Source organism: Streptomyces racemochromogenes (genome assembly GCF_039535215.1).
In the GTDB taxonomy this organism is placed as follows: Bacteria; Actinomycetota; Actinomycetes; order Streptomycetales; family Streptomycetaceae; genus Streptomyces; species Streptomyces racemochromogenes.
Genome location: NZ_BAAAWT010000001.1, coordinates 6,050,741 through 6,070,309, shown reverse-complemented (window position 1 = coordinate 6,070,309; position 19,569 = coordinate 6,050,741). Strand labels below are relative to the sequence as shown.

At 72.5% G+C, this 19,569-nt stretch carries 23 protein-coding genes; 11 read left to right on the top strand and 12 right to left on the bottom strand.

Annotated elements, in window-relative coordinates:
- Window positions 1-59: 59 nt before the first annotated feature.
- The gene (locus tag ABD973_RS27995) at window positions 60-245 is read right to left on the bottom strand and encodes a DUF5999 family protein (RefSeq protein ID WP_125820377.1); all 186 of its coding nucleotides are present in this window, start codon (window positions 243-245) and stop codon (window positions 60-62) included.
- 155 nt (window positions 246-400) lie between these two features.
- Between ABD973_RS27995 and ABD973_RS27990 the strand changes: the two genes are divergently transcribed.
- Both ABD973_RS27990 and ABD973_RS27985 read left to right on the top strand, forming a co-directional pair.
- Window positions 401-823 carry an SRPBCC family protein gene (locus ABD973_RS27990; RefSeq protein WP_345502707.1) on the top strand — a complete coding sequence of 141 codons (423 nt, stop codon included), beginning with the start codon at window positions 401-403 and terminating at the stop codon, window positions 821-823.
- Between the two features lie 49 nt (window positions 824-872).
- Window positions 873-1,709 (top strand): LppU/SCO3897 family protein, encoded by an 837-nt coding sequence (locus ABD973_RS27985; protein ID WP_345502705.1) that lies wholly within the window; start codon window positions 873-875, stop codon window positions 1,707-1,709.
- Between the two features lie 54 nt (window positions 1,710-1,763).
- On the opposite strand, the gene ABD973_RS27980 is transcribed toward ABD973_RS27985, so the two are convergent.
- Window positions 1,764-2,993, bottom strand: coding sequence for an acyl-CoA dehydrogenase family protein (locus ABD973_RS27980; RefSeq protein ID WP_125820380.1), 1,230 nt, complete (start codon window positions 2,991-2,993; stop codon window positions 1,764-1,766).
- Window positions 2,994-3,170: 177 nt separating this feature from the next.
- Between ABD973_RS27980 and ABD973_RS27975 the strand changes: the two genes are divergently transcribed.
- Entirely contained in the window at window positions 3,171-3,815 is a 645-nt protein-coding gene (locus ABD973_RS27975) for a TetR/AcrR family transcriptional regulator (RefSeq protein ID WP_125602021.1), read from the top strand.
- A gap of 13 nt (window positions 3,816-3,828) precedes the next feature.
- Here ABD973_RS27975 and def read toward each other — a convergent pair whose 3' ends face one another.
- Window positions 3,829-4,377 carry a peptide deformylase gene (gene def, locus ABD973_RS27970; protein WP_125820381.1) on the bottom strand — a complete coding sequence of 183 codons (549 nt, stop codon included), beginning with the start codon at window positions 4,375-4,377 and terminating at the stop codon, window positions 3,829-3,831.
- Between the two features lie 121 nt (window positions 4,378-4,498).
- Between def and ABD973_RS27965 the strand changes: the two genes are divergently transcribed.
- The 6 genes from ABD973_RS27965 to ABD973_RS27940 all read left to right on the top strand — a co-directional run bounded on the left by ABD973_RS27965 (window position 4,499) and on the right by ABD973_RS27940 (window position 9,772).
- Complete coding sequence (locus tag ABD973_RS27965) at window positions 4,499-5,737, top strand: Mur ligase family protein (RefSeq protein ID WP_125602014.1); 1,239 nt, start codon at window positions 4,499-4,501, stop codon at window positions 5,735-5,737.
- 26 nt (window positions 5,738-5,763) lie between these two features.
- The gene (locus ABD973_RS27960; protein ID WP_125602011.1) at window positions 5,764-6,492 is read left to right on the top strand and encodes a type 1 glutamine amidotransferase; all 729 of its coding nucleotides are present in this window, start codon (window positions 5,764-5,766) and stop codon (window positions 6,490-6,492) included.
- 236 nt (window positions 6,493-6,728) lie between these two features.
- Window positions 6,729-7,754: a 6-phosphofructokinase gene (locus ABD973_RS27955; protein ID WP_007262778.1), complete on the top strand. Its 1,026-nt coding sequence runs from the start codon at window positions 6,729-6,731 to the stop codon at window positions 7,752-7,754.
- A gap of 91 nt (window positions 7,755-7,845) precedes the next feature.
- Window positions 7,846-8,802, top strand: coding sequence for a cytochrome c oxidase assembly protein (locus ABD973_RS27950; RefSeq protein ID WP_345502700.1), 957 nt, complete (start codon window positions 7,846-7,848; stop codon window positions 8,800-8,802).
- 32 nt (window positions 8,803-8,834) lie between these two features.
- Complete coding sequence (locus ABD973_RS27945) at window positions 8,835-8,993, top strand: hypothetical protein (protein WP_164720846.1); 159 nt, start codon at window positions 8,835-8,837, stop codon at window positions 8,991-8,993.
- A gap of 68 nt (window positions 8,994-9,061) precedes the next feature.
- The gene (locus ABD973_RS27940) at window positions 9,062-9,772 is read left to right on the top strand and encodes a lysophospholipid acyltransferase family protein (RefSeq protein ID WP_125602004.1); all 711 of its coding nucleotides are present in this window, start codon (window positions 9,062-9,064) and stop codon (window positions 9,770-9,772) included.
- A gap of 61 nt (window positions 9,773-9,833) precedes the next feature.
- Here ABD973_RS27940 and ABD973_RS27935 read toward each other — a convergent pair whose 3' ends face one another.
- The 8 genes from ABD973_RS27935 to ABD973_RS27900 form a co-directional block, all read right to left on the bottom strand.
- Window positions 9,834-11,501 (bottom strand): alpha/beta hydrolase, encoded by a 1,668-nt coding sequence (locus tag ABD973_RS27935; protein ID WP_241253165.1) that lies wholly within the window; start codon window positions 11,499-11,501, stop codon window positions 9,834-9,836.
- Window positions 11,502-11,673: 172 nt separating this feature from the next.
- Entirely contained in the window at window positions 11,674-12,459 is a 786-nt protein-coding gene (locus ABD973_RS27930) for an urease accessory protein UreD (RefSeq protein WP_345502694.1), read from the bottom strand.
- On the bottom strand, window positions 12,456-13,151 hold the full coding sequence (gene ureG, locus ABD973_RS27925) for an urease accessory protein UreG (protein ID WP_125606204.1): 696 nt from the start codon (window positions 13,149-13,151) through the stop codon (window positions 12,456-12,458). Before ureG ends, ABD973_RS27930 begins: the two co-directional genes overlap by 4 nt.
- 41 nt (window positions 13,152-13,192) lie before the next feature.
- Window positions 13,193-13,867: an urease accessory protein UreF gene (locus ABD973_RS27920; RefSeq protein WP_125820384.1), complete on the bottom strand. Its 675-nt coding sequence runs from the start codon at window positions 13,865-13,867 to the stop codon at window positions 13,193-13,195.
- Between the two features lie 31 nt (window positions 13,868-13,898).
- A complete protein-coding gene (locus ABD973_RS27915; RefSeq protein ID WP_345502690.1) occupies window positions 13,899-15,620 on the bottom strand; it encodes an urease subunit alpha in 1,722 nt (573 codons plus the stop codon).
- Window positions 15,613-15,924: an urease subunit beta gene (locus tag ABD973_RS27910; protein WP_125820386.1), complete on the bottom strand. Its 312-nt coding sequence runs from the start codon at window positions 15,922-15,924 to the stop codon at window positions 15,613-15,615. The genes ABD973_RS27915 and ABD973_RS27910 overlap by 8 nt, the downstream gene beginning before the upstream one ends.
- Window positions 15,925-15,937: 13 nt before the next feature.
- The gene (locus ABD973_RS27905) at window positions 15,938-16,240 is read right to left on the bottom strand and encodes an urease subunit gamma (protein WP_125820387.1); all 303 of its coding nucleotides are present in this window, start codon (window positions 16,238-16,240) and stop codon (window positions 15,938-15,940) included.
- Window positions 16,241-16,541: 301 nt separating this feature from the next.
- Window positions 16,542-16,991 carry an ATP-binding protein gene (locus ABD973_RS27900; protein WP_345502686.1) on the bottom strand — a complete coding sequence of 150 codons (450 nt, stop codon included), beginning with the start codon at window positions 16,989-16,991 and terminating at the stop codon, window positions 16,542-16,544.
- Window positions 16,992-17,188: 197 nt separating this feature from the next.
- Here ABD973_RS27900 and ABD973_RS27895 point away from each other — a divergent pair, with 197 nt between their 5' ends.
- Both ABD973_RS27895 and ABD973_RS27890 read left to right on the top strand, forming a co-directional pair.
- Window positions 17,189-18,073, top strand: a complete 885-nt coding sequence (locus ABD973_RS27895; RefSeq protein ID WP_125603068.1) for a helix-turn-helix domain-containing protein — start codon at window positions 17,189-17,191, stop codon at window positions 18,071-18,073.
- 14 nt (window positions 18,074-18,087) lie between these two features.
- A complete protein-coding gene (locus tag ABD973_RS27890; protein ID WP_125820388.1) occupies window positions 18,088-18,309 on the top strand; it encodes a DUF397 domain-containing protein in 222 nt (73 codons plus the stop codon).
- A gap of 8 nt (window positions 18,310-18,317) precedes the next feature.
- On the opposite strand, the gene ABD973_RS27885 is transcribed toward ABD973_RS27890, so the two are convergent.
- Window positions 18,318-19,490: an 8-amino-7-oxononanoate synthase gene (locus ABD973_RS27885; RefSeq protein ID WP_206436487.1), complete on the bottom strand. Its 1,173-nt coding sequence runs from the start codon at window positions 19,488-19,490 to the stop codon at window positions 18,318-18,320.
- Window positions 19,491-19,569 lie beyond the last annotated feature (79 nt).

Here is a 19,569-nt window from a genome sequence, read left to right as displayed (position 1 = left end):
GGGGGGCGGGCTTGGGGACGGGCTTGCGGATCAGCTGCTGACGCATGCTGCCTCCTCGCTCAGACCAACGCCGGGCGACGGGGTTCCACCGTCCGGCCTTCGGGGAGCAGTTCGCCGGTGTCGTCGAAGATGACCACCCCGTTGCAGAGCAGGCTCCAGCCCTGTTCGGGGTGGGAGGCCACGACGCGCGCGGCCTCGTGGTCGGGACTGTCGGCGGGCGGGCAGGGGGGCTGGTGGGAGCACATGGCGCACCTCCTCGCAGTGTGGGGCGGGAGGGCCGGTGGTCACCCGGTCGAACCCACGATCCACGGTGGCGGTGAGTATTACCGATCGCCACCCTCCGGCGGAAGCCATATTCGACGTCCAGTTCAGGGTGTGTATGCCCGCTTACCATGCGCTCATGCCAGACATCCGGATCATTCGCCGCACGCCCCTCCCGCCGGCCGAGGTGTGGAGGCGGCTCACGGACTGGGAACGCCACGGCGAACAGGTGCCGCTGACCCGGACGACCATCGAGACGGAGCCGCCGACGCGCGCCGGAACGCGCTTCACCGCGCGCACGGGAGTGGGAAGCGTCACGTTCGACGACACCATGGAGGTCGTCGTCTGGGAGCCCCCGCGACTGGTCCGGCTGGAGAAGCGCGGCAGGGCGGTGACGGGCTGGGCCGAGATCGAGCTCCGCCCGGCCTCCGGCGGGGGCACGGAGGTCCACTGGCGCGAGGACGTGCGCCTGCGCCCCCTCCCCCGCGCCCTGGACCCCCTGGTGGCCCGCGCGGGCCACCGCGTCTTCGCCCGGGCCCTGGACCGGCTGCTGCGGCCCTGACCGGCCGGGCTAGGGTGCCGTGATCATCACGCACCCCCGGGAGGGTTCCTTGGCCACACCCCCGCCCGGGTACGGCGCCGGCCCGTACGGCCCGTACCCCCCGCAGCAGGTCCCTCAGCCGGGCCCGTACGCCGCACCGCCCGGCCCGTACGCCGCGCAACCGGGTTCGCACCCCCCGCCGCCGGGCCCGTACGCCCCCGCGTCGGCGTATCCCGCGCAGCCGGGTCCCTCCGCCCCGCAGCCGGCGTACGCCGTGCCGCCGCAGGGGGCCGGGGACGGCTGCCGGGTGTGCGGGTGCCGGCCCGCCGCCCCCGCCACCGTGCGCGGCCACCAGGGCCTGCTCGTGGTGATGCGGTTCCTCAGCCTGCCCGGGCCGTTCTGCCGCGACTGCGGTACGGCCACCTACCGCCGGATGTCCTCGGACACCCTCTGGCAGGGCTGGTGGGGGCCGCTGTCGGTGTTCATCACCCCGTTCACGCTGCTGCTCAACCTCGGACCCCGGGCGGCGTTCCGGCGCCTCGCGGAGCCCGCGGGCGGCTTCCGGCCCCCGCTGGACCCGGGGAAGCCCCTGTGGCGGCGGCCGCCGGCGCTGCTCCTGCTCGTACCGGCCCTGCTGGTCGCCGTCGGCGTCCCGGCGCTCGTCGTGGTGGGCCTGCTGATCCGCGAGGAGGCCCCGCCGGTGCTGGCGGTCGGCCAGTGCGTGCGCAACACGGGTGACTGGAAGGACCAGGACCTGGTGGTCACGGACTGCGGGTCGGCCCGGGCGCAGTTCCGCGTGAGCAAGCGGCTCACCACGGGCGCGGCCTGCGCCGCGGGGGACTTCCTCTCCGACCCGAAGTACGGCGGCGACGGCTGGACCCTGAACTGCCTCACCCCGCTGCGCTGAAGCGGGCCGCCCCGCCCCGGGAGGACCCGGGGCGGGGCGGGGGGGCCGCCGCGGCTAGCGGATCGGCATGCCCGACAGGGTGCGGGCGATCACCAGGCGCTGGATCTCGCTCGTCCCCTCGAAGATCGTGTAGATGGCCGCGTCCCGGTGCATCCGCTCCACCGGGTACTCCCGGGTGAAGCCGTTGCCGCCGAGGATCTGGACCGCCTGGGCGGTGACCTTCTTCGCCACCTCGCTCGCGAAGAGCTTCGACATCGAACCCTCGGCCGAGGTGAACGGCTTGCCGGCGACCGCCATCCAGGACGCCCGCCACACCAGCAGCCGGGCCGCGTCGATCTGCGTGCGCATGTCCGCGAGCTGGAAGGCCACGCCCTGGTTGTCGATGATCGGGCGGCCGAACTGGGTGCGGGTCCTGGCGTAGTCGAGGGCGACCTCGTACGCGGCACGGGCCGTGCCGACGGCCATGGCGCCGACGGCCGGCCGGGAGGCCTCGAAGGTGGCCATCGCGGCGTTCTTGACCCTCTCCCCGCCGCCCGCCGCCGCCCGCTCGCGGGCCCGGGCGAGGCGCTCGTCGAGCTTCTCCTTGCCGCCGAGCAGGCAGGAGCCGGGGATCCGTACGTCCTCCAGGACCACCTCGGCGGTGTGCGAGGCGCGGATGCCGTGCTTCTTGAACTTCTGGCCCTGGGACAGACCGGGGGTGTTCGGCGGCACGATGAAGGAGGCGTGGCCCTTGGTGCCGAGCTCGGGGTCGACCACGGCGACGACGATGTGGACGTTGGCGATGCCGCCGTTGGTGGCCCAGGTCTTGGTGCCGTTCAGCACCCACTCGTCCTTGGCCTGGTCGTAGACGGCCCGGGTGCGCATCGCTCCGACGTCGGAGCCGGCGTCCGGCTCGGAGGAGCAGAAGGCGGCGACCTTGACGTCGTCTGGGGTCCCGTACATCTGCGGGATCCACGTGCCGATCTGCTCCTCGGTGCCGTTGGCGACGACCCCGATGGCCGCGAGGCCGGTTCCGACGATGGACAGGGCGATGCCGGCGTCGCCCCAGAACAGCTCCTCCATGGCCATGGGGATGCCGAGGCCGGTCGGGTCGAAGAACTGCTGGGCGTAGAAGTCCAGCGAGTAGATGCCGACCTTGGCCGCCTCCTGGATGACGGGCCACGGAGTCTCTTCGCGCTCGTCCCATTCGGCGGCCGCGGGCCTGATCACGTCGGCGGCGAAGCCGTGGATCCAGTCCCGGACCTGCCTCTGGTCCTCGTTGAGCTCCATGGTGAACTCCGCCATGTCCCCTCCAGCTGTCTCACACGGTTACCGTTACTGCCGGTAACCCTCATCGTGGCCACAGTCTGTTACCGGCCGGTAAGCACTGTCAAGCGCCGCCGATTCGGTGACGGGGGTACGCGGGGTGTTACGTTGCGTGGGCGTCACGCACCATCGCAAGGGCGGGGAGAGAAACACGTCATGGAGACCAGTCAGCAGCCGGGCGAGCCGGGAGCGGGAGAACGCCGCCGGCGCGAGCTGCTCGAAGCGGCGGACCGCGTCGTGCTCAGGGACGGCCCCAAGGCCTCGATGAACGCCATCGCGGCCGAGGCCGGCATCACCAAGCCGATCCTCTACCGGCACTTCGGCGACAAGGCGGGCCTCTACCAGGCACTCGCCGTACGCCACACCGACGCCCTGCTCGACTCCCTGCGGGCCGCGCTCGACGCCCCGGCCGAACGCCGCAAGCGGGTGGAGTCCACCCTGGACACCTACCTCGCCGCCATCGAGGCCCGTCCGCAGGTCTACCGGTTCCTGATGCACCCCGCCGAGGACTCCCACAGCAACGAGCGCGGCTTCGACGTCGGCCTGCACTCCGCCCCGCTGCTGCGCCGCCTCGGCGAGGAACTGGCGGAGGTGGTCGGCGAACGGGTCGACCTCGGCCCCGGCGGCGAACAGCTCGCCCGGATCTGGGGCCACGGCATCGTCGGCATGATGCACGCCGCCGGCGACTGGTGGCTCGGCGAACGCCCCTGCGAGCGGGCCGCGCTGGTGGCCGGCCTCACCGACCTGCTCTGGGGCCGCCTGGCCACCGCCGGCAACCGCGCGGACGGCCCCGGCTTCTGACCCGCGCCGCCGTTCAGGCCTTGCCGCCGCCCCACGGGGCCCTGGCGATGGCCCGGCGCAGCCGGCGGGCGCGCAGGCCGGTCACCCGGTCCGCGTAGACCGTGCCGTCGAGGTGGTCGCACTCGTGCTGGAGGCACCGGGCGAAGAACCCGGTCCCCTCCACGCGCACCGGGGCCCCGTCGGAGGTGACCCCCTCGACGACCGCCCGGTCGAAGCGGACGGTGCCGGCCTCCAGGCCGGGCAGCGACAGGCAGCCCTCGGGGCCGCGGAACTCGTCGCCGTCCGCCTCGACCAGCCGGGGGTTGACGACGTGTCCCACATGGCGGACGTCCTCGTCGTCGGGGCAGTCGTAGACGAAGACCCGCAGCCCCGTCCCGATCTGGTTCGCGGCCAGCCCGACGCCCTGGGCGGCGTACATCGTGGCGAACATGTCCTCGATGAGCCGGTCGAGTTCGGGCCCGAAGTCGGTGACCTCGGCACAGGGAGAGTGCAGCACCGGGTCGCCCAGCAGGGTCATCGGGCGTACGGAACCGGTGGTACCGGGGAGGGGACGCTGTCGCATGGCGGTAAGGGTACGACGGGCGAATATATGAGGAGATCCGCGGCGACCTGGGGCGCCGCGGTCAAGGCCGCGGCCGGTACTGGATAGGCTGGGGCGACCGACGCTAGGAGGACAAGGGACGATGGCAGGCAACACGGAGCCGCTTTCGCCGCGGGCCAAGCTGGCCGTGACGGCGGGCAAGGCCGCGGCGGCGGTGTCGCGGGCCGCGGGACGCGGAAGCGGATCGGTGATCGGAGGCAAGGTCGCACTCAGGCTGGACCCCGATCTTCTCGGCGCGCTGGCGCAGCATCTCGATGTCGTCCTCGTCTCCGCGACGAACGGCAAGACCACGACGACCCGCCTGATCGCGGAGGCCCTGCGGGCCAGCGGTCCGGTCGTGTCCAACGCGCTGGGCGCGAACATGCCGGCCGGCATCACCTCGGCGCTCGCCGGCGGCTCGGACGCCAAGTACGGCGTCATCGAGGTGGACGAGAAGTACCTGGCCGGGGTGGCCCGGGACGTCACCCCCAAGGTGATCGCCCTGCTGAACCTCTCCCGCGACCAGCTGGACCGCGCTGCCGAGACCCGCATGCTCGCCGAGAAGTGGCGCGAGGGGCTCCAGGGCTCCAAGGCGGTCGTGGTCGCGAACTGCGACGACCCCCTGATCGTGTGGTCGGCGTCCTCGTCGCAGAACGTGGTGTGGGTGGCGGCCGGCCAGGAGTGGAAGGACGACGCCTGGTCGTGCCCCTCCTGCGGTGGCGTCATGCAGCGCCCGGGCGACGACTGGTTCTGCGGCGAGTGCGGCTTCCGCCGCCCCGCACCGAGCTGGGTGCTCTCCGGCGACCACGTGCTCGACCCGCACGGCAGCGCCTGGCCGATCCACCTCCAGCTGCCCGGCCGAGCCAACAAGGCCAACGCCGCCACCTCGGCCGCCGTGGCCGCCGTGTTCGGCGTGCCGCCGCAGGTCGCGCTGGAGCGCATGTACCAGGTGCAGGCCGTGGCCGGCCGCTACGACGTGGTCAGCTTCATGAACCGCGACCTGCGCCTGCTGCTCGCGAAGAACCCGGCGGGCTGGCTCGAAACGTTTTCGCTGATCGACGGGCCCCCGGCGCCGGTGGTCCTCGCGGTCAACGCCCGCGGCGCGGACGGCACCGACACCTCCTGGCTGTGGGACGTGGACTACCCGCGCCTCGCCGGGCACCCGATCTTCGTGATCGGCGACCGCAAGCTCGACCTCGCGGTCCGCCTCGAGGTCGCCGGCCTGGACTTCCGCGTCTGCGAGACCATCGACGAGGCCGTCCAGCTGGCGCCGCCCGGGCAGATCGAGCTCATCGCCAACTACACGGCCTTCCAGGACGTGCGCCGCCGCGTCGGCAACTAGTACCCGTACCTTCGAAGGACAAGAGCATGAGCGACAACAGCCTGCGTCTGGTGTGGGTCTACCCCGACCTGCTCAGCACGTACGGAGACCAGGGCAACTGCCTCGTCGTGGAGCGCCGGGCGCGCCAGCGCGGGCTGGACGTGCAGCGCGTGGACGTGCGCAGCGACCAGCCCATCCCGACCTCGGGCGACATCTACCTGATCGGCGGCGGTGAGGACCGGCCGCAGCGGCTGGCCGCCGAGCGGCTGCTGCGCGACGGCGGCCTGGAGCGCGCCGTCTCGAACGGGGCGATCGTCTTCTCCGTCTGCGCCGGGTACCAGATCCTCGGCAACGAGTTCGTCAACGACATGGGCGAGCGCCAGCCGGGCCTGGGCCTGCTGGACGTGGTGACCGTGCGCGGCGAGGGCGAGCGGTGCGTCGGCGACGTCATCGCCGACATCGACCCGCGCCTGGGCCTGCCGCAGCTGACGGGCTTCGAGAACCACCAGGGCATCACGCACCTCGGCCCGACGGCGCGGCCGTTCGCCCGGGTGACGATGGGCCGCGGCAACGGCACCGGCGACGGCACCGAGGGCGCGTACAACGACACCGTCTTCGGAACGTACATGCACGGCCCCGTGATGGCGCGGAACCCGCTCATCGCGGACCACCTGCTGAAGCTGGCCCTCGACGTGAACGCGCTGCCGGCCATGGACGACCGCTGGTACGACGCGCTGCGCGCGGAGCGCATGGCGGCCGCCACGCAGTCCGCGTAGGGGCGCTCGCGCGCCTGCCGCACGGCCTCCGGCCCGGATCCCCTCGGGGGTCCGGGCCGGTGTGCGTCCGGCTGGTGTGCGTTCGGTCGGTGTGCGTTCGTACGATCTTCTGTTTGTTCCGACCATCCTGTGGAGGATGGTTCAGTCCGGCGGGAAACCGCTTGTAGGGTGACGGGTAGTTCCAACCGGACGACGTGGTCCGGTCGTCGGCCCACGTTGCAAAGGTTCTTCCTGCCATGCGCATTGGTGTGCTCACTTCCGGCGGCGACTGCCCCGGCCTGAACGCCGTCATCCGCTCCGTCGTACACCGCGCCGTCGTCGACCACGGCGACGAGGTCATCGGCTTCCACGACGGCTGGCGCGGCCTCCTGGAGTGCGACTACCGCAAGCTCGACCTGGACTCCGTCGCCGGCATCCTGGCCCGCGGCGGCACCATCCTCGGCTCCTCCCGGGTCCAGCCGGCGCACCTGCGCGACGGCGTGGAGCGGGCCCGCGGGCACGTCGCGGACCTCGGCCTGGACGCCATCATCCCGATCGGCGGCGAGGGCACCCTGAAGGCGGCCAACCTGCTCGCCCAGGGCGGCCTGCCGATCGTGGGCGTGCCGAAGACCATCGACAACGACATCGCCTCCACGGACGTCACCTTCGGCTTCGACACCGCCGTCGGGGTCGCCACCGACGCCCTGGACCGGCTGAAGACCACCGCCGAGTCCCACCAGCGCGTGATGGTCGTCGAGGTCATGGGCCGCCACACCGGCTGGATCGCCCTGCACTCGGGCATGGCGGCCGGCGCGCACGCCATCGTCGTCCCGGAGCGCCCCTTCGACATCGAGGAGCTGACGGCGATCGTCGGCGAGCGCTTCTCGGCGGGCAAGCGGTTCGCGATCGTCGTGGTCGCCGAGGGGGCCAAGCCCCTCCCCGGCACGATGGAGTACCAGGCGGGCGGCAAGGACCAGTACGGGCACGAGCGCTTCGCCGGCATCGGCAACATCCTGGCCGTCGAACTGGAGCGGCGCCTGGGCAAGGAGGCCCGCCCGGTCATCCTGGGCCACGTCCAGCGCGGCGGCACGCCCACCGCCTACGACCGGGTCCTGGCCACCCGCTTCGGCTGGCACGCGGTGGAGGCGGCGCACCGCGGCGAGTTCGGCATGCTGACGGCCCTGCGCGGCACGGACATCGTGATGGTCCCCCTGGCCGAGGCCACCTCGACCCTGAAGACGGTCCCGACGGACCGCTACGACGAGGCCCAGAACGTTCTGTGATGTTTCCCCCCTTCTGAGACCGCCCCCGGACACGATCGCGTCCGGGGGCGGCATTACTGTGGTGGGGCGCCACAGTCAAGGGAGTGAAGGCATGGATCACAGCGGGCACGGCATGGACATGAACATGGACCTGCCGCCGTTCACTCTCGGGCGCGGACTGGAGTTCTCCTTCGACGCCTTCTTCCTGTTCGGCTCCCTGCTGGGGCTCGCCCTGTACGGGTGGGGCGTGTGGCGGCTGCGCGGACGCGGGGACTCCTGGCCGGTGGGCCGGACCCTCGCCTTCGTCGCCGGCGTGCTGACGGTGATGCTGGTGATGTGCACCAAGCTGAACGACTACGGCATGGTCATGTTCAGCGTGCACATGGTCCAGCACATGGTGATCAGCATGGTCACCCCGATCCTGCTGCTGCTCGGGGCGCCGGTGACGCTGGCCCTGCGGGCGCTGCCGCCGGCGGCGCGCGGGCACAAGGGGCCGCGCGAGCTGCTCCTGATGCTGCTGCACAGCCGGTACATGCGGATCGTCACCCACCCGGCCTTCACCATCCCGATGTTCATCGCGAGCCTCTACGCGCTGTACTTCACCCCGCTCTTCGACTTCCTGATGGAGAGCAGGGCCGGCCACATCGGCATGATGGTCCACTTCCTGGCCGTCGGCCTGATCTTCTTCTGGCCGATCATGGGCGTGGACCCGGGCCCGCACCGCCCCGGCTACGTGATGCGCATGCTGGAGCTGTTCGCCGGCATGCCCTTCCACGCCTTCTTCGGCATCGCCCTCATGATGGCGAGCGAGCCGATGATCAAGACGTACGCGAACCCGCCGGCCTCCCTGGACATCGACCCGCTGCTCGACCAGCAGTGGGGCGGCGGCATCGCCTGGGCTTTCAGCGAGATCCCCTCGGTGCTGGTGCTGATCGCCCTGATCTACCAGTGGTACCGCTCCGAGCAGCGGGTGGCGCGGCGCTCGGACCGGGCCGCCGACCGGGACGGCGACAAGGAGCTCGCCGCCTACAACGCGTATCTCGCCTCGCTCCAGCAGCGCGGCCAGTAGCGCGGAACCCGTATCAGGAGCCACCATGGGGCATGACCGGATCCGTTAAGGCGATGGCCGTCACGACCTTCGCCGCTCTGGTGGCCGTCTCCACGTACTCGGTGGCGCTCGGCAGCAACGGCTGGCTGTGGTTCGGCTGGGTGGTGCTGGGGCTGCTCACGATGGGGCTTGCCGCTTCACACAGCGCATGACCCTCCCGGCCCCCCGTTGACCGTCCGTAGGATGGCCGTGACATAGCGGCATCGACGGGAGCGGCCTGGTGTTCTACCACTTGCTCAAACACGTACTGCTCGGTCCGCTGCTGCGGCTGCTGTTCCGGCCGCGGATCGAGGGGCTGGAGAACATCCCCGCGGAGGGCGCCGCGATCGTCGCGGGCAACCACCTGTCCTTCTCGGACCACTTCCTGATGCCCGCGATCCTCTCGCGCCGGATCACCTTCCTCGCCAAGGCCGAGTACTTCACCGGGCCCGGCCTCAAGGGCCGGCTGACCGCCGCCTTCTTCCGCAGCGCCGGGCAGATCCCGGTGGACCGCTCCGGCAAGGACGCCGGGCAGGCGGCCCTGCGCGAGGGGCTCGGCGTGCTGTCCAAGGGCGAGCTGCTCGGGATCTACCCGGAGGGCACCCGCTCCCACGACGGGCGGCTCTACAAGGGCAAGGTCGGCGTGGCGGCCATGGCCCTGGGCGCGGGGGTGCCGGTGGTGCCGTGCGCGATGCTCGGGACCTTCGAGATCCAGCCGCCCGGCCAGAAGCTCCCGAAGATCCGGCGGGTCACGATCCGCTTCGGGGCTCCGCTGGAGTTCTCCCGGTACGCGGGCATGGAGGGCGAGCGGGCCGTGCTGCGCGCGGTCACGGACGAGATCATGTACGCGATCCTGGGCCTCTCCGGCCAGGAGTACGTGGACCGGTACGCGGCCGAGGTCAAGGCCGAGGAGGAGGAGAAGCGGAAGAAGGCCCGGCGCTCCTCGCGCTGAGCCTTCTCCCGCTCTTTCCCACGGGTACCGCCAGGTACCGTCAGGTACTGCCGGGGGGTCCTTAGCGGACGACCGCCGGGAGCTCCTCGTGCTGCGGCAGCGCGGCGGCCGGGGCCTCCGCGAGGGACTTCGCCGCGGCCGGGGCCGGCGGCACCGGCGTGGCGTGCGGGCCGCACTTCACGTCCTGGGCGTCGACCTTGCCGGTGAGCAGGTAGGCGTCCACGCGGGTGTTGATGCAGGGGTTCACCAGGCTGGTGACGCCGTGCGAGCCGGCGTTCTGCTCGGTGATCAGGCGCGAGCCCGCCAGGCGGCGGTGCAGCTCGACGGCGCCCTGGTACGGGGTGGCCGCGTCACGCTCGGACTGGACGATCAGGACCGGGGCGATGCCGCGCTTGGCACCGACCTCGATCGGGGTGCTCTGCTTGGACTTCCAGGTCGCGCAGGGGAGGTTCATCCACGCGTTCGACCAGGTCAGGAACGGGTACTTCTTGTGCAGCTCGGAGTTGTCCCGGTCCCACTTGGCCCAGCTGGTGGGCCACTTGGCGTCGGCGCACTCCACCGCGGTGTACACGGCGTTGCTGTTCTCGGAAGCGGCATTGCCCTTGGTGTCGGACATGTCCGGGGCGATGGCCTCGATCAGCGGCTTCTCGTCACCGGCGGCCCAGGCGCTGAACGCCTGCGCGACCGGGACCCACGAGGAGTCGTAGTACGGGGCGCCCTGGAAGAAGCCGATCAGCTCGGCCGGGCCGACGACGCCGCCGAGCGGGTTGGCCTTGGCCTTGCCGCGCAGCTCCTGGTACTTGGCCTCGACCTTGGCGCGGGTGTCGCCGAGGTGGAAGACGGCGTCGTTCTTGGCGACCCAGTCCTGCCAGTCGTTCCAGCGCATCTGGAAGGCGACGTCCTGCTCCAGGTTGGCCTGGTACCAGATGTTGTCCGTGGCCGGGTTGACCACGCTGTCGACGATCATGCGGCGCACGTGGCCCGGGAAGAGGGTCGCGTAGACCCCGCCCAGGTAGGTGCCGTAGGAGACGCCGAGGTAGTTGAGCTTCTGCTCGCCGAGGGCGGCCCGGATGACGTCCAGGTCGCGCGCGGTGTTCGGCGTGGTCATGTGCGGCAGCATCTCGCCGCTGCGCTCCTTGCAGCCGTCCGCGTACTCGGCGGCGAGCTTGCGCTGGGCGCGCTTGTCGGCCTCGCTGGACGGGACCGGGTCGGCCTTGGGGGCCTTGACGAACTCCTGCGGGTCGATGCAGGAGATCGGCGCGGAGTGGCCGACGCCGCGGGGGTCGAAGCCCACGAAGTCGTAGGCCTTGGAGGTGTTGACCCACAGCGGGCTCTTGGTGGTGATCCGGCGCGGGAAGCGCATGCCGGAACCGCCCGGGCCGCCCGGGTTGTAGACGAGGGCGCCCTGGCGCTCCTCCTTGGTGCCCGTGCTGACGGCACGGTCGACGGCGAGCTCGATCGTCTTGCCGAAGGGCTTGGTGTAGTCGAGCGGGACCTTGACCCAGCCGCACTGGATCGGCTTCTCGAAGCCCCAGTCGGCAGGACAGTCCTTCCAGTCGATGCCGGCGCGCGCGGCGCGGGCGGCGGCGATCTGGACGCCGATCGCCTCGGCACCGCCGTTGTCCCGGCCGGCCGGAGCGGCCGAGGCCGGCGGCGCGAGCAGCAGGCCCGCGGCCAGCGCGCCGGTGATGAGAGTGGCGGCGCTCCCCAGCGTCGCATTGCGTATCACGTGGTTGATCCCCCTGGTCATGTGCCGCCCGGAGCGGCAGGTTTGGGACAGGGGGATCCTTTCGTCTGACCGGTACCCGGCAACAGAGCGCGGTCCAGTTCTTTGCCAACCCGATAACCGGAAACGTGTGTACCGCTGAGCGGTGTCCCATTACCCCGCTTCTGTCCCCCCGTCACCACCCGTAGGTGCGCAGCGCCCCGTCGAGGAGTTCGCGCAGCCGCAGCGCGTCCGGGGCGAGGGCCGTGACGAGCACGGCCGGTCCGGCCAGCGGGGTGGCCGCGGCGAACTCGCCCAGGACGGCGGCCCGCGGCGGGTCCTGCGCGAAGCGGGGGTCGACGACCAGGAGCTGGCCGAGGGCGCGGTGGCCCGCCGTGACGGCCGGGCCGTCCCAGCCGCCCGGTGCGCCGGGGCCGCAGGACAGCTCCTGGTCCAGCAGGGGCCGGCCGTCCCGGGTGACCGTGAGCCGGCTGCGCAGCAGGCCGGGGGCCTCGGCGCTGCGTCCCAGCACCTGTTCCTCGCGCAGCAGGAGGCGGGCGGTGGGGGCCAGTTCGGCGCGGGTGGTGGCGCGCAGGTCGCTGCCGCGCACGGAGACGAGCGGTTCCGGCAGCCAGCGCACCGCCGCCCCGTCGGCGAGCGAGAGCCGTACGTCGTACCGCGCGGGCTCCGCGGTGCGGCCGGGCAGGGCCAGGGTGGCGGCCGCCGAGCGCAGCGCGAGGCGGGCGCCGGGTCCCGCCTCGGCCTCCACCGTGAGGTGGTCGCCGCCGAGGGGGGCGCTCATCGCGCCGACCAGCATCACTCCCGCCTCGGCGTCCTCGCCGCGGGTGCGGCGCAGGGCGAGCGGCCCCTCCCCGGCCAGCAGGGGCAGGGCGGTGCCGCCGCGCCCGTCGGCGGCGGCGCGGATGCGGGCGGTGGCGCGGAGGGCGGCCGGGTGGAGGGCGGCGGGGGGCGCGCTGGTCACCGTACGGCCCAGGCGGCGATCCGGGCGCGCACCCACTCGGCCACCGGGGCGACGCCCTCGGGGCCGCGCAGGGACTGGAAGGCGACGGGCAGGTCTCCGCGCTGGGCGGCGGCGTCGCGGGCCATGCGTTCCAGGTCGGAGCCGACGTGGGGGGCGAGGTCGGTCTTGTTGACGACCAGGAGGTCGGAGGTGGTGACGCCGGGGCCGCCCTTGCGGGGGATGTCGTCGCCGCCGGCCACGTCGATGACGAAGATCTGGGCGTCGACCAGGCCCCGGGAGAAGGTGGCGGTCAAGTTGTCGCCGCCGGATTCGACGAGGATCAGGTCGAGGGGGGCGCTGCCGAGGAAGGCCTCCTCCAGCTCCTCCACGGCCTCCAGGTTGGCGGAGATGTCGTCGCGGATGGCGGTGTGGGGACAGGCTCCGGTCTCGACGGCGCTGATCCGCTCCGGGGGCAGGACGGCCTCGCGGAGCAGGAACTCGGCGTCCTCCCGGGTGTAGATGTCGTTGGTGACGACGGCCATGGACAGTTCGGTGCGCAGGGCGCGGCAGAGGGCGGCGACGGTGGCGGTCTTGCCGGAGCCGACGGGTCCGCCGAGGCCCACGCGCAGGGCGCGCCGGGTGCCGTCGGCGCGCAGCGGGAGAGCGGCGTGGGTGTGGCGGCGGGGGTAGGTCACGTCGTGGTCGAGGTGCACGGCAGGTCTCCAAAAAGGGGAAGGGGTGGGGGTGCTCGCGCTCAGGAGGCGAAGAGGCGTACCGCCCAGTCGGCATGTACCTCCGCCGCGATCTCCAGCAGCGGTGAGGAGGCCGCGGGCAGCACGTCCGCGCCCTCGGTGCGGGCGAGCAGGGCGGCCTCGGCCGCCCGGGCGGCGACGGCGTCGAGGTCGGGGGCGAGGCGGGCGAGGACGGCGCTGGCCTCGAAGGGATCGAGGCCCAGCAGCCGTACCGTCGCCGTGGCCGGCCCGCTGACGCTCTCGTACGCCGCCACGTGCGCGGCGTCCGGCGCACCGAGCCCGGCGGCCCGGGCGGCGAGGCCGAGCACGACGGGCTGGTGGGCGCCGCGCGGGAAGGCGGCGGCCAGCGCGTCGAGTTCGGCGGCGGGCCAGATGGCGCGGGCGGCCCGCAGCAGCTGCCGGCCGAGCCGCCGCGCGGCGGCGCGCAGCGCGGGCGAGGGGGTGCGGGCGTCGGCGGCGGCGTCGAGTGCGGCCGGGTCGAGGCCGAGGGCGGCGGCCGCGGCCAGCCCGGCGGCGGTGAGCCCGGCGGTGTGCAGCCGGCCCCGGCAGAACTGCTCCAGGGTGGCGGCGTCGTGGATGCGGCCGGCCTTGCAGGCGGCCTCCGCCCCGCCGGAGTGGGCGTGCCCTCCGGCGGGAAAGCGGCCGTCCGCGAGTACGAGCAGCGCGGCGAGGCTCATCGGCGGGGACCCATCGGAGTTCGGGGGCCCATCAGAAGAGGAAGTATCTCTGTGCCATGGGCAGTTCGGCCGCGGGTGCCGGCTCCACCGCCTCGCCGTCGATGGTGACGGTGAAGGTGTCGGGGTCGACCTGGACCCTGGGCATGGCGTCGTTGTTGCGCATGTCCGCCTTGCCGAGCTTGCGGGTGTTCTCGATGGCGGTGAACCTCTTGCCGAGGCCGAGGCGTTCGGGGAGGCCGTCGTCGAGGGCGGCCTGCGAGGTGAAGTTGAAGGAGTTGAGGGCGGGCGCGCGTCCGATGCCGCCGTACATGGGCCGGGGCAGGACCGGCTGCGGGGTGGGGATGGAGGCGTTGGCGTCGCCCATCTGCGCGTACGCGATCTGGCCGCCCTTGACGACGAGCTCGGGCTTGACCCCGAAGAAGGCGGGGGTCCACAACACCAGGTCGGCGAGCTTGCCGACCTCGACGGAGCCGATCTCCCTGGCGAGGCCCTGGGCCACGGCGGGGTTGATCGTGTACTTGGCCACGTAGCGGCGGGCGCGGTGGTTGTCGGCGGGGCCGTCGCCGGGGAGGAAGCCGCGGCGCTGCTTCATCACGTGGGCGGTCTGCCAGGTGCGCAGCACGACCTCGCCGACGCGACCCATGGCCTGGGAGTCGGAGGAGATGATGGAGATGGCCCCGAGGTCGTGGAGGACGTCCTCGGCGGCGATGGTGGAGGGCCGGATCCGGGACTCTGCGAAGGCGAGGTCCTCGGGGACGGCCGGGTTGAGGTGGTGGCAGACCATCAGCATGTCGAGGTGTTCCTCGACGGTGTTGAGGGTGTGCGGGCGGGTGGGGTTGGTGGAGCTGGGCAGGACGTTGGGCTCGGAGACCACGGTGATGATGTCGGGTGCGTGGCCGCCGCCCGCGCCCTCGGTGTGGTACGAGTGGATGGTCCGCCCGGCGATGGCCGCGAGGGTGTCGGCGACGAAGCCGGCCTCGTTGAGGGTGTCGGTGTGGATGGCGACCTGGGCGCCGGTCTCGTCGGCGACGCTCAGGCAGGCGTCGATGGCGGCGGGGGTGGCCCCCCAGTCCTCGTGGATCTTGAAGCCGAGTGCTCCGCCGCGCAGCTGGGAGAGCATGCCCTCGCGGGACATGGTGTTGCCCTTGCCGAGCAGGCCGATGTTGACGGGGTAGGCCTCCAGGGCCGCGAACATCCGGGACAGGTGCCAGGGGCCGGGGGTGACGGTGGTGGCCTTGGAGCCCTCGGCGGGGCCGGTGCCGCCGCCGACGAGGGTGGTGATGCCGGAGGCGAGGGCCTCGTCGACCACGGTCGGGGAGATGAAGTGCACGTGGGCGTCGATGGCGCCGGCGGTGAGGATCTTCCCGTTGCCCGCGATGATCTCGGTTTCGGGGCCGATGACGAGTGCGGGGTCGACGCCGTCCATCGTGTCGGGGTTGCCGGCCTTGCCGATCCCGCAGATGCGGCCGTCCGCGATGCCGATGTCGGCCTTGACGACGCCCCAGTGGTCGAGGACGACCACGCCGGTGATGACCGTGTCGGGGGCGCCCTCGGCGCGCGTGGTGCGGGCCTGTCCCATGGACTCGCGGATGACCTTGCCGCCGCCGAAGACGGCCTCGTCGCCGGAGTTGCCGGGTCCGCCGCTGAGGTCCCGTTCGATCTCGACGAAGAGGGCGGTGTCGGCGAGCCGGATCCGGTCACCGGTGGTCGGCCCGAAGAGGTCGGTGTAGGCCCGGCGGGAGAGTTCAGCCATCGAGCGGCCCTCCGGTCTCGCCGCGCAGTCCGGGCACGGTGCGCCGTCCGCCGATGGGTACGAGTTCCACGGCGACGGGGATGCCCGGCTCGAAGCGGACGGCGGTGCCGGCGGCGATGTTCAGGCGCAGGCCGTGCGCGGCCCGCCGGTCGAAGTCGAGGCCGGGGTTGGCCTCGGCGAAGTGGTAGTGGGAGCCGACCTGTACGGGCCGGTCGGCGGCGTTGAGGACGGTGAGGCGGGTGACGGGGCGGCCTTCGTTGAGGCGCACCGGGCCGTCCCCGTGGACGATCTCGCCGGGGATCATGCTGCGCTCCCGCTCAGACGATCGGGTCGTGGACGGTGACGAGCTTGGTGCCGTCGGGGAAGGTGGCCTCGACCTGGACGTCGTGGATCATCTCGGGGATGCCCTCCATGACCTCCGCCCGGGTGAGCACGGTGCGGCCGGACGCCATCAGCTCGGCCACGGTCCGCCCGTCGCGGGCGCCTTCGAGGAGGTGCGAGGTGATCAGGGCGACGGCCTCGGGGTGGTTGAGGAGCACCCCGCGCGCCCTGCGCCGCGCGGCCACGTCGGCCGCCACGTGGATCAGGAGTCTCTCTTGTTCGTGTGGTGTCAATTGCACCTGTATCACCAAGCTTCCGGGACATGGTCGTCGTCGCGCCGGGGAGTGACCGTACCGGCCGGTCAACTCTTTGTTGACCTGCGCTTATCCGTGCCAAGCGTCTCTTGCCCAACACAGGACGAGGCTTTCCGTCCCGATCACCGCCGCTTTACCGGAGCGTGGGTGATCTTTGGCGGAAGAGCGAGGACCATACCGTAGGGGCCTTACTTTTCCGCCGAGTTAACACACGTTTCGGGAAGGCTCCCGGTTCAATGCCGCCCCGGTCCCGGCGGGGCGGTTCGTATACGGCCGGCGGCCGGGTTCAGCAGCCCCTGAGGGTGCACGCGGAGGCGTCGGCGGGCCAGGGCAGGGCGATCCACACGGTCTTGCCGCCGTCCTCGGTGGGGGTGACCGAGAGCCGGCCGCCGGCCTCGGCCGCGAGCCAGCGGATGATGACCATGCCGCGGCCGTTGTCCTGCTGGACGGCGGCGGGGAGCCGCTTGGGCCAGCGCGGGTGACTGTCCGTCACTCCCACGCGCAGCCATTCCTCGCGTTCGAGGCGGACGTCGACGGTGAAGGTGGGCGACTGGCCGAAGGTGTGCTGCACGGAGTTGGTGGCGAGTTCGGAGACGATGAGCCGGACGGTGTCCGCGGTGCCCGCGTCCTCGGGCAGTCCCCAGTCGCTCAGTACCCGGGCCACGTAGCGGCGGGCGGCGGCCACCGACACCGGATCGCTCGGCAGAGTGACGGATGCTTCCAGCTGATCTGCCATGGCGACGTCCCTTTCCCACCGGGACGGAGCCGCCCCGGATCTACGCTGAGCGCCAGAGTGCCACCCATCGTGCCGCCGTTTCCGCCGTTCCCCCAAGATATGCATATATCTGTCGCTCAATGCGGTGAACTCTGCTACGGAAGAGCGTATTTGGAGGGCAGACTGGTGCGAGGTGTGCCGGTGGAAGGAGAGCGGGTATGCAGCACGGTCCCGCGGTGCGTCGGCGCAAACTCGGCGAGGAGCTGCGTGCCCTGCGCGACCGCTCCGGGCTCACCAGCGGCGAGGTGGCGCGCATCGTCGGCTGGCACCAGTCGAAGGTCAGCCGGATCGAGACGGGCCGCAGCGGTGTGAAGACGGAGGACATCCGGCTGCTGCTGGACGCCTACGGGGACGTGGTGAGCGCCCAGCAGCGCGCGCTGCTGGAGGCCCTGGGGGCCTCGGCGGCCGGCCCGGCGGCGAGCGGGGACGCGGCGCGGGGGCGGCAGTGGTGGCACGACTACCGGGGCCTGCTCCCGCAGGAGTACCGGGACTTCATCAGCCTGGAGGCCGGGGCCCGATCGGCGCGGACCGTCGAGCTGTCGGTGGTGCCGGGGCTGCTCCAGACGCCGGACTACGCGCGGGCGGTGACCCGGGCCGCGCTGGGCGGGCTGCCGGAGCCGAAGGTGGACGCGCTGGTCGACGTACGGCTGGCGCGGCAGGCGGTGCTGCGGTCCGATCCGCCGCTGGAGCTGAGCGCCGTGCTGGACGAGGCGGTGCTGCGCCGGCAGATCGGCGGGCCGGGGGTGATGGAGGAGCAGCTGCGGCATCTGGTGGAGGTGGGGCGGCTGCCCCAAGTGCGGCTGCAGGTGCTGCCGTTCACCGTGGGGGGCCATCTCGGCCTGACCGGACCGTTCGTAATTTTCTCATTTCCGAACATCGCCGATCTGGATGTGGTGGTGCTCGACCATTTGACGAGTAGCCTCTATCTGGAGCGGAAGGAAGACCTTGAGGCGTACAGCGCCGCGTTCCGCACCATCCAGGCGCACGCCCTCCCGCCCCGTGACTCGTCGGATCTGATCAGCTCTATCGCTGACGACGCGTAGAAGGAGGCACCCCCGTGTCCGCAACCCCCTTATCCACCAGCGGACTTCTGAAAAGCGCGCGGTGGCGGCGGAGCAGCCGCAGCACCGGAATGAACAACTGCGTGGAAGCCGCCGCCCTCAGCGGCGGCCTGCTGGCCGTCCGCGACTCCAAGCGGACGGACGGCCCGGCCGTGCTCTTCACCGGGCCGGCCTGGGACGGCTTCCTCGCTTCCGTAAGGGCGGACGTGCGCGTGTGACGTGACGCCTAGCGGTCCGTGGCCCCGGCCGGAGCGGTCCGCAGGACCGTGCCGACGGCCCGGCTGATCTCGTCCCCCGTGAGATCCGCCCGAGCCGTCAGCCGCAGCCGGGAGATGCCGTCCGGCACCGACGGCGGACGGAAGCACCCCACGGACAGACCTGCCTCGCGGCAGTCGGCGGCCCAGCGCAGTGCCGCCGAAGCCGACGGGGCCCGAACCGACACCACGGCCGCGTCCGGCCGGGCCGCGGTCAGGCCGGACGCGGTGAGCCGCCCGTACAGCTCGGCGGCCACCTCCCGGACCCGGGCCGCCCGCTCCGGCTCCCGCTCCAGCAGGCGCAGGCTCGCCAGCGCCGCACCGGCGGCGGCCGGGGCCAGCCCGGTGTCGAAGATGAAGGCGCGGGCCGTGTTGACCAGGTGCCGGATGACCTTGGCCGGCCCCAGCACGGCGCCGCCCTGGCTGCCCAGTGACTTCGAGAGGGTCACCGTGGCGACCACCCCCGGCGCTCCCGCGAGCCCGGCGGCGTGCAGCGCGCCGCGGCCGCCCTCGCCCAGCACCCCCAGCCCGTGCGCGTCGTCCACGACCAGCGCCGCGCCCTCGGCCCGGCAGGCGGCACGGTAGCCGTCGAGCGGGGCGGCGTCCCCGTCGACGGAGAACACCGAGTCGGTCACCAGCAGCGCCCGGCCCCCGTGCCCGGCCAGGGTCTTGCGGGCCGTCTCCGGGTCGCCGTGCGGGGTGACCGCGACCTCGGCCCGCGAGAGCCGGCAGCCGTCGACGATCGAGGCGTGGTTCCCGGCGTCGGAGACGACGAGCGTGCCGCGGCCGCTGAGCGCGGTGACGGCGGCGAGGTTCGCGGCGTATCCGGACGAAAGCACCAGAGCGGACTCGAACCCCGTGAACGCGGCGAGTTCCCGCTCCAGTTCGGCATGAAGTTCGGTCGAGCCCGTGACCAGGCGCGATCCAGTGGCCCCCGCACCCCAGCGCTCGGCCGCCGCGCAGGCACCCCGCACGGTCTCCGGGTGCCGGGACAGCCCCAGGTAGTCGTTGCTCGCCAGGTCCAGCAGGGGCGAGGAGGCGGGCCTCGGGCGCAGGGTCCGCACCAGCCCGGCCTGCTCTCGGACGCGCTCCGCGCCGTCGATCCAGGCGAAGACGTCCTCGGGTTGCGGGGTGTGCTCGGTCATCGGCGGTCCTCGCGTCGCGTCTCGCGATGTGTCTCGCGTTTTGTCGGCAGTCGACAGATCTGCTCGACCCTATCCGCCG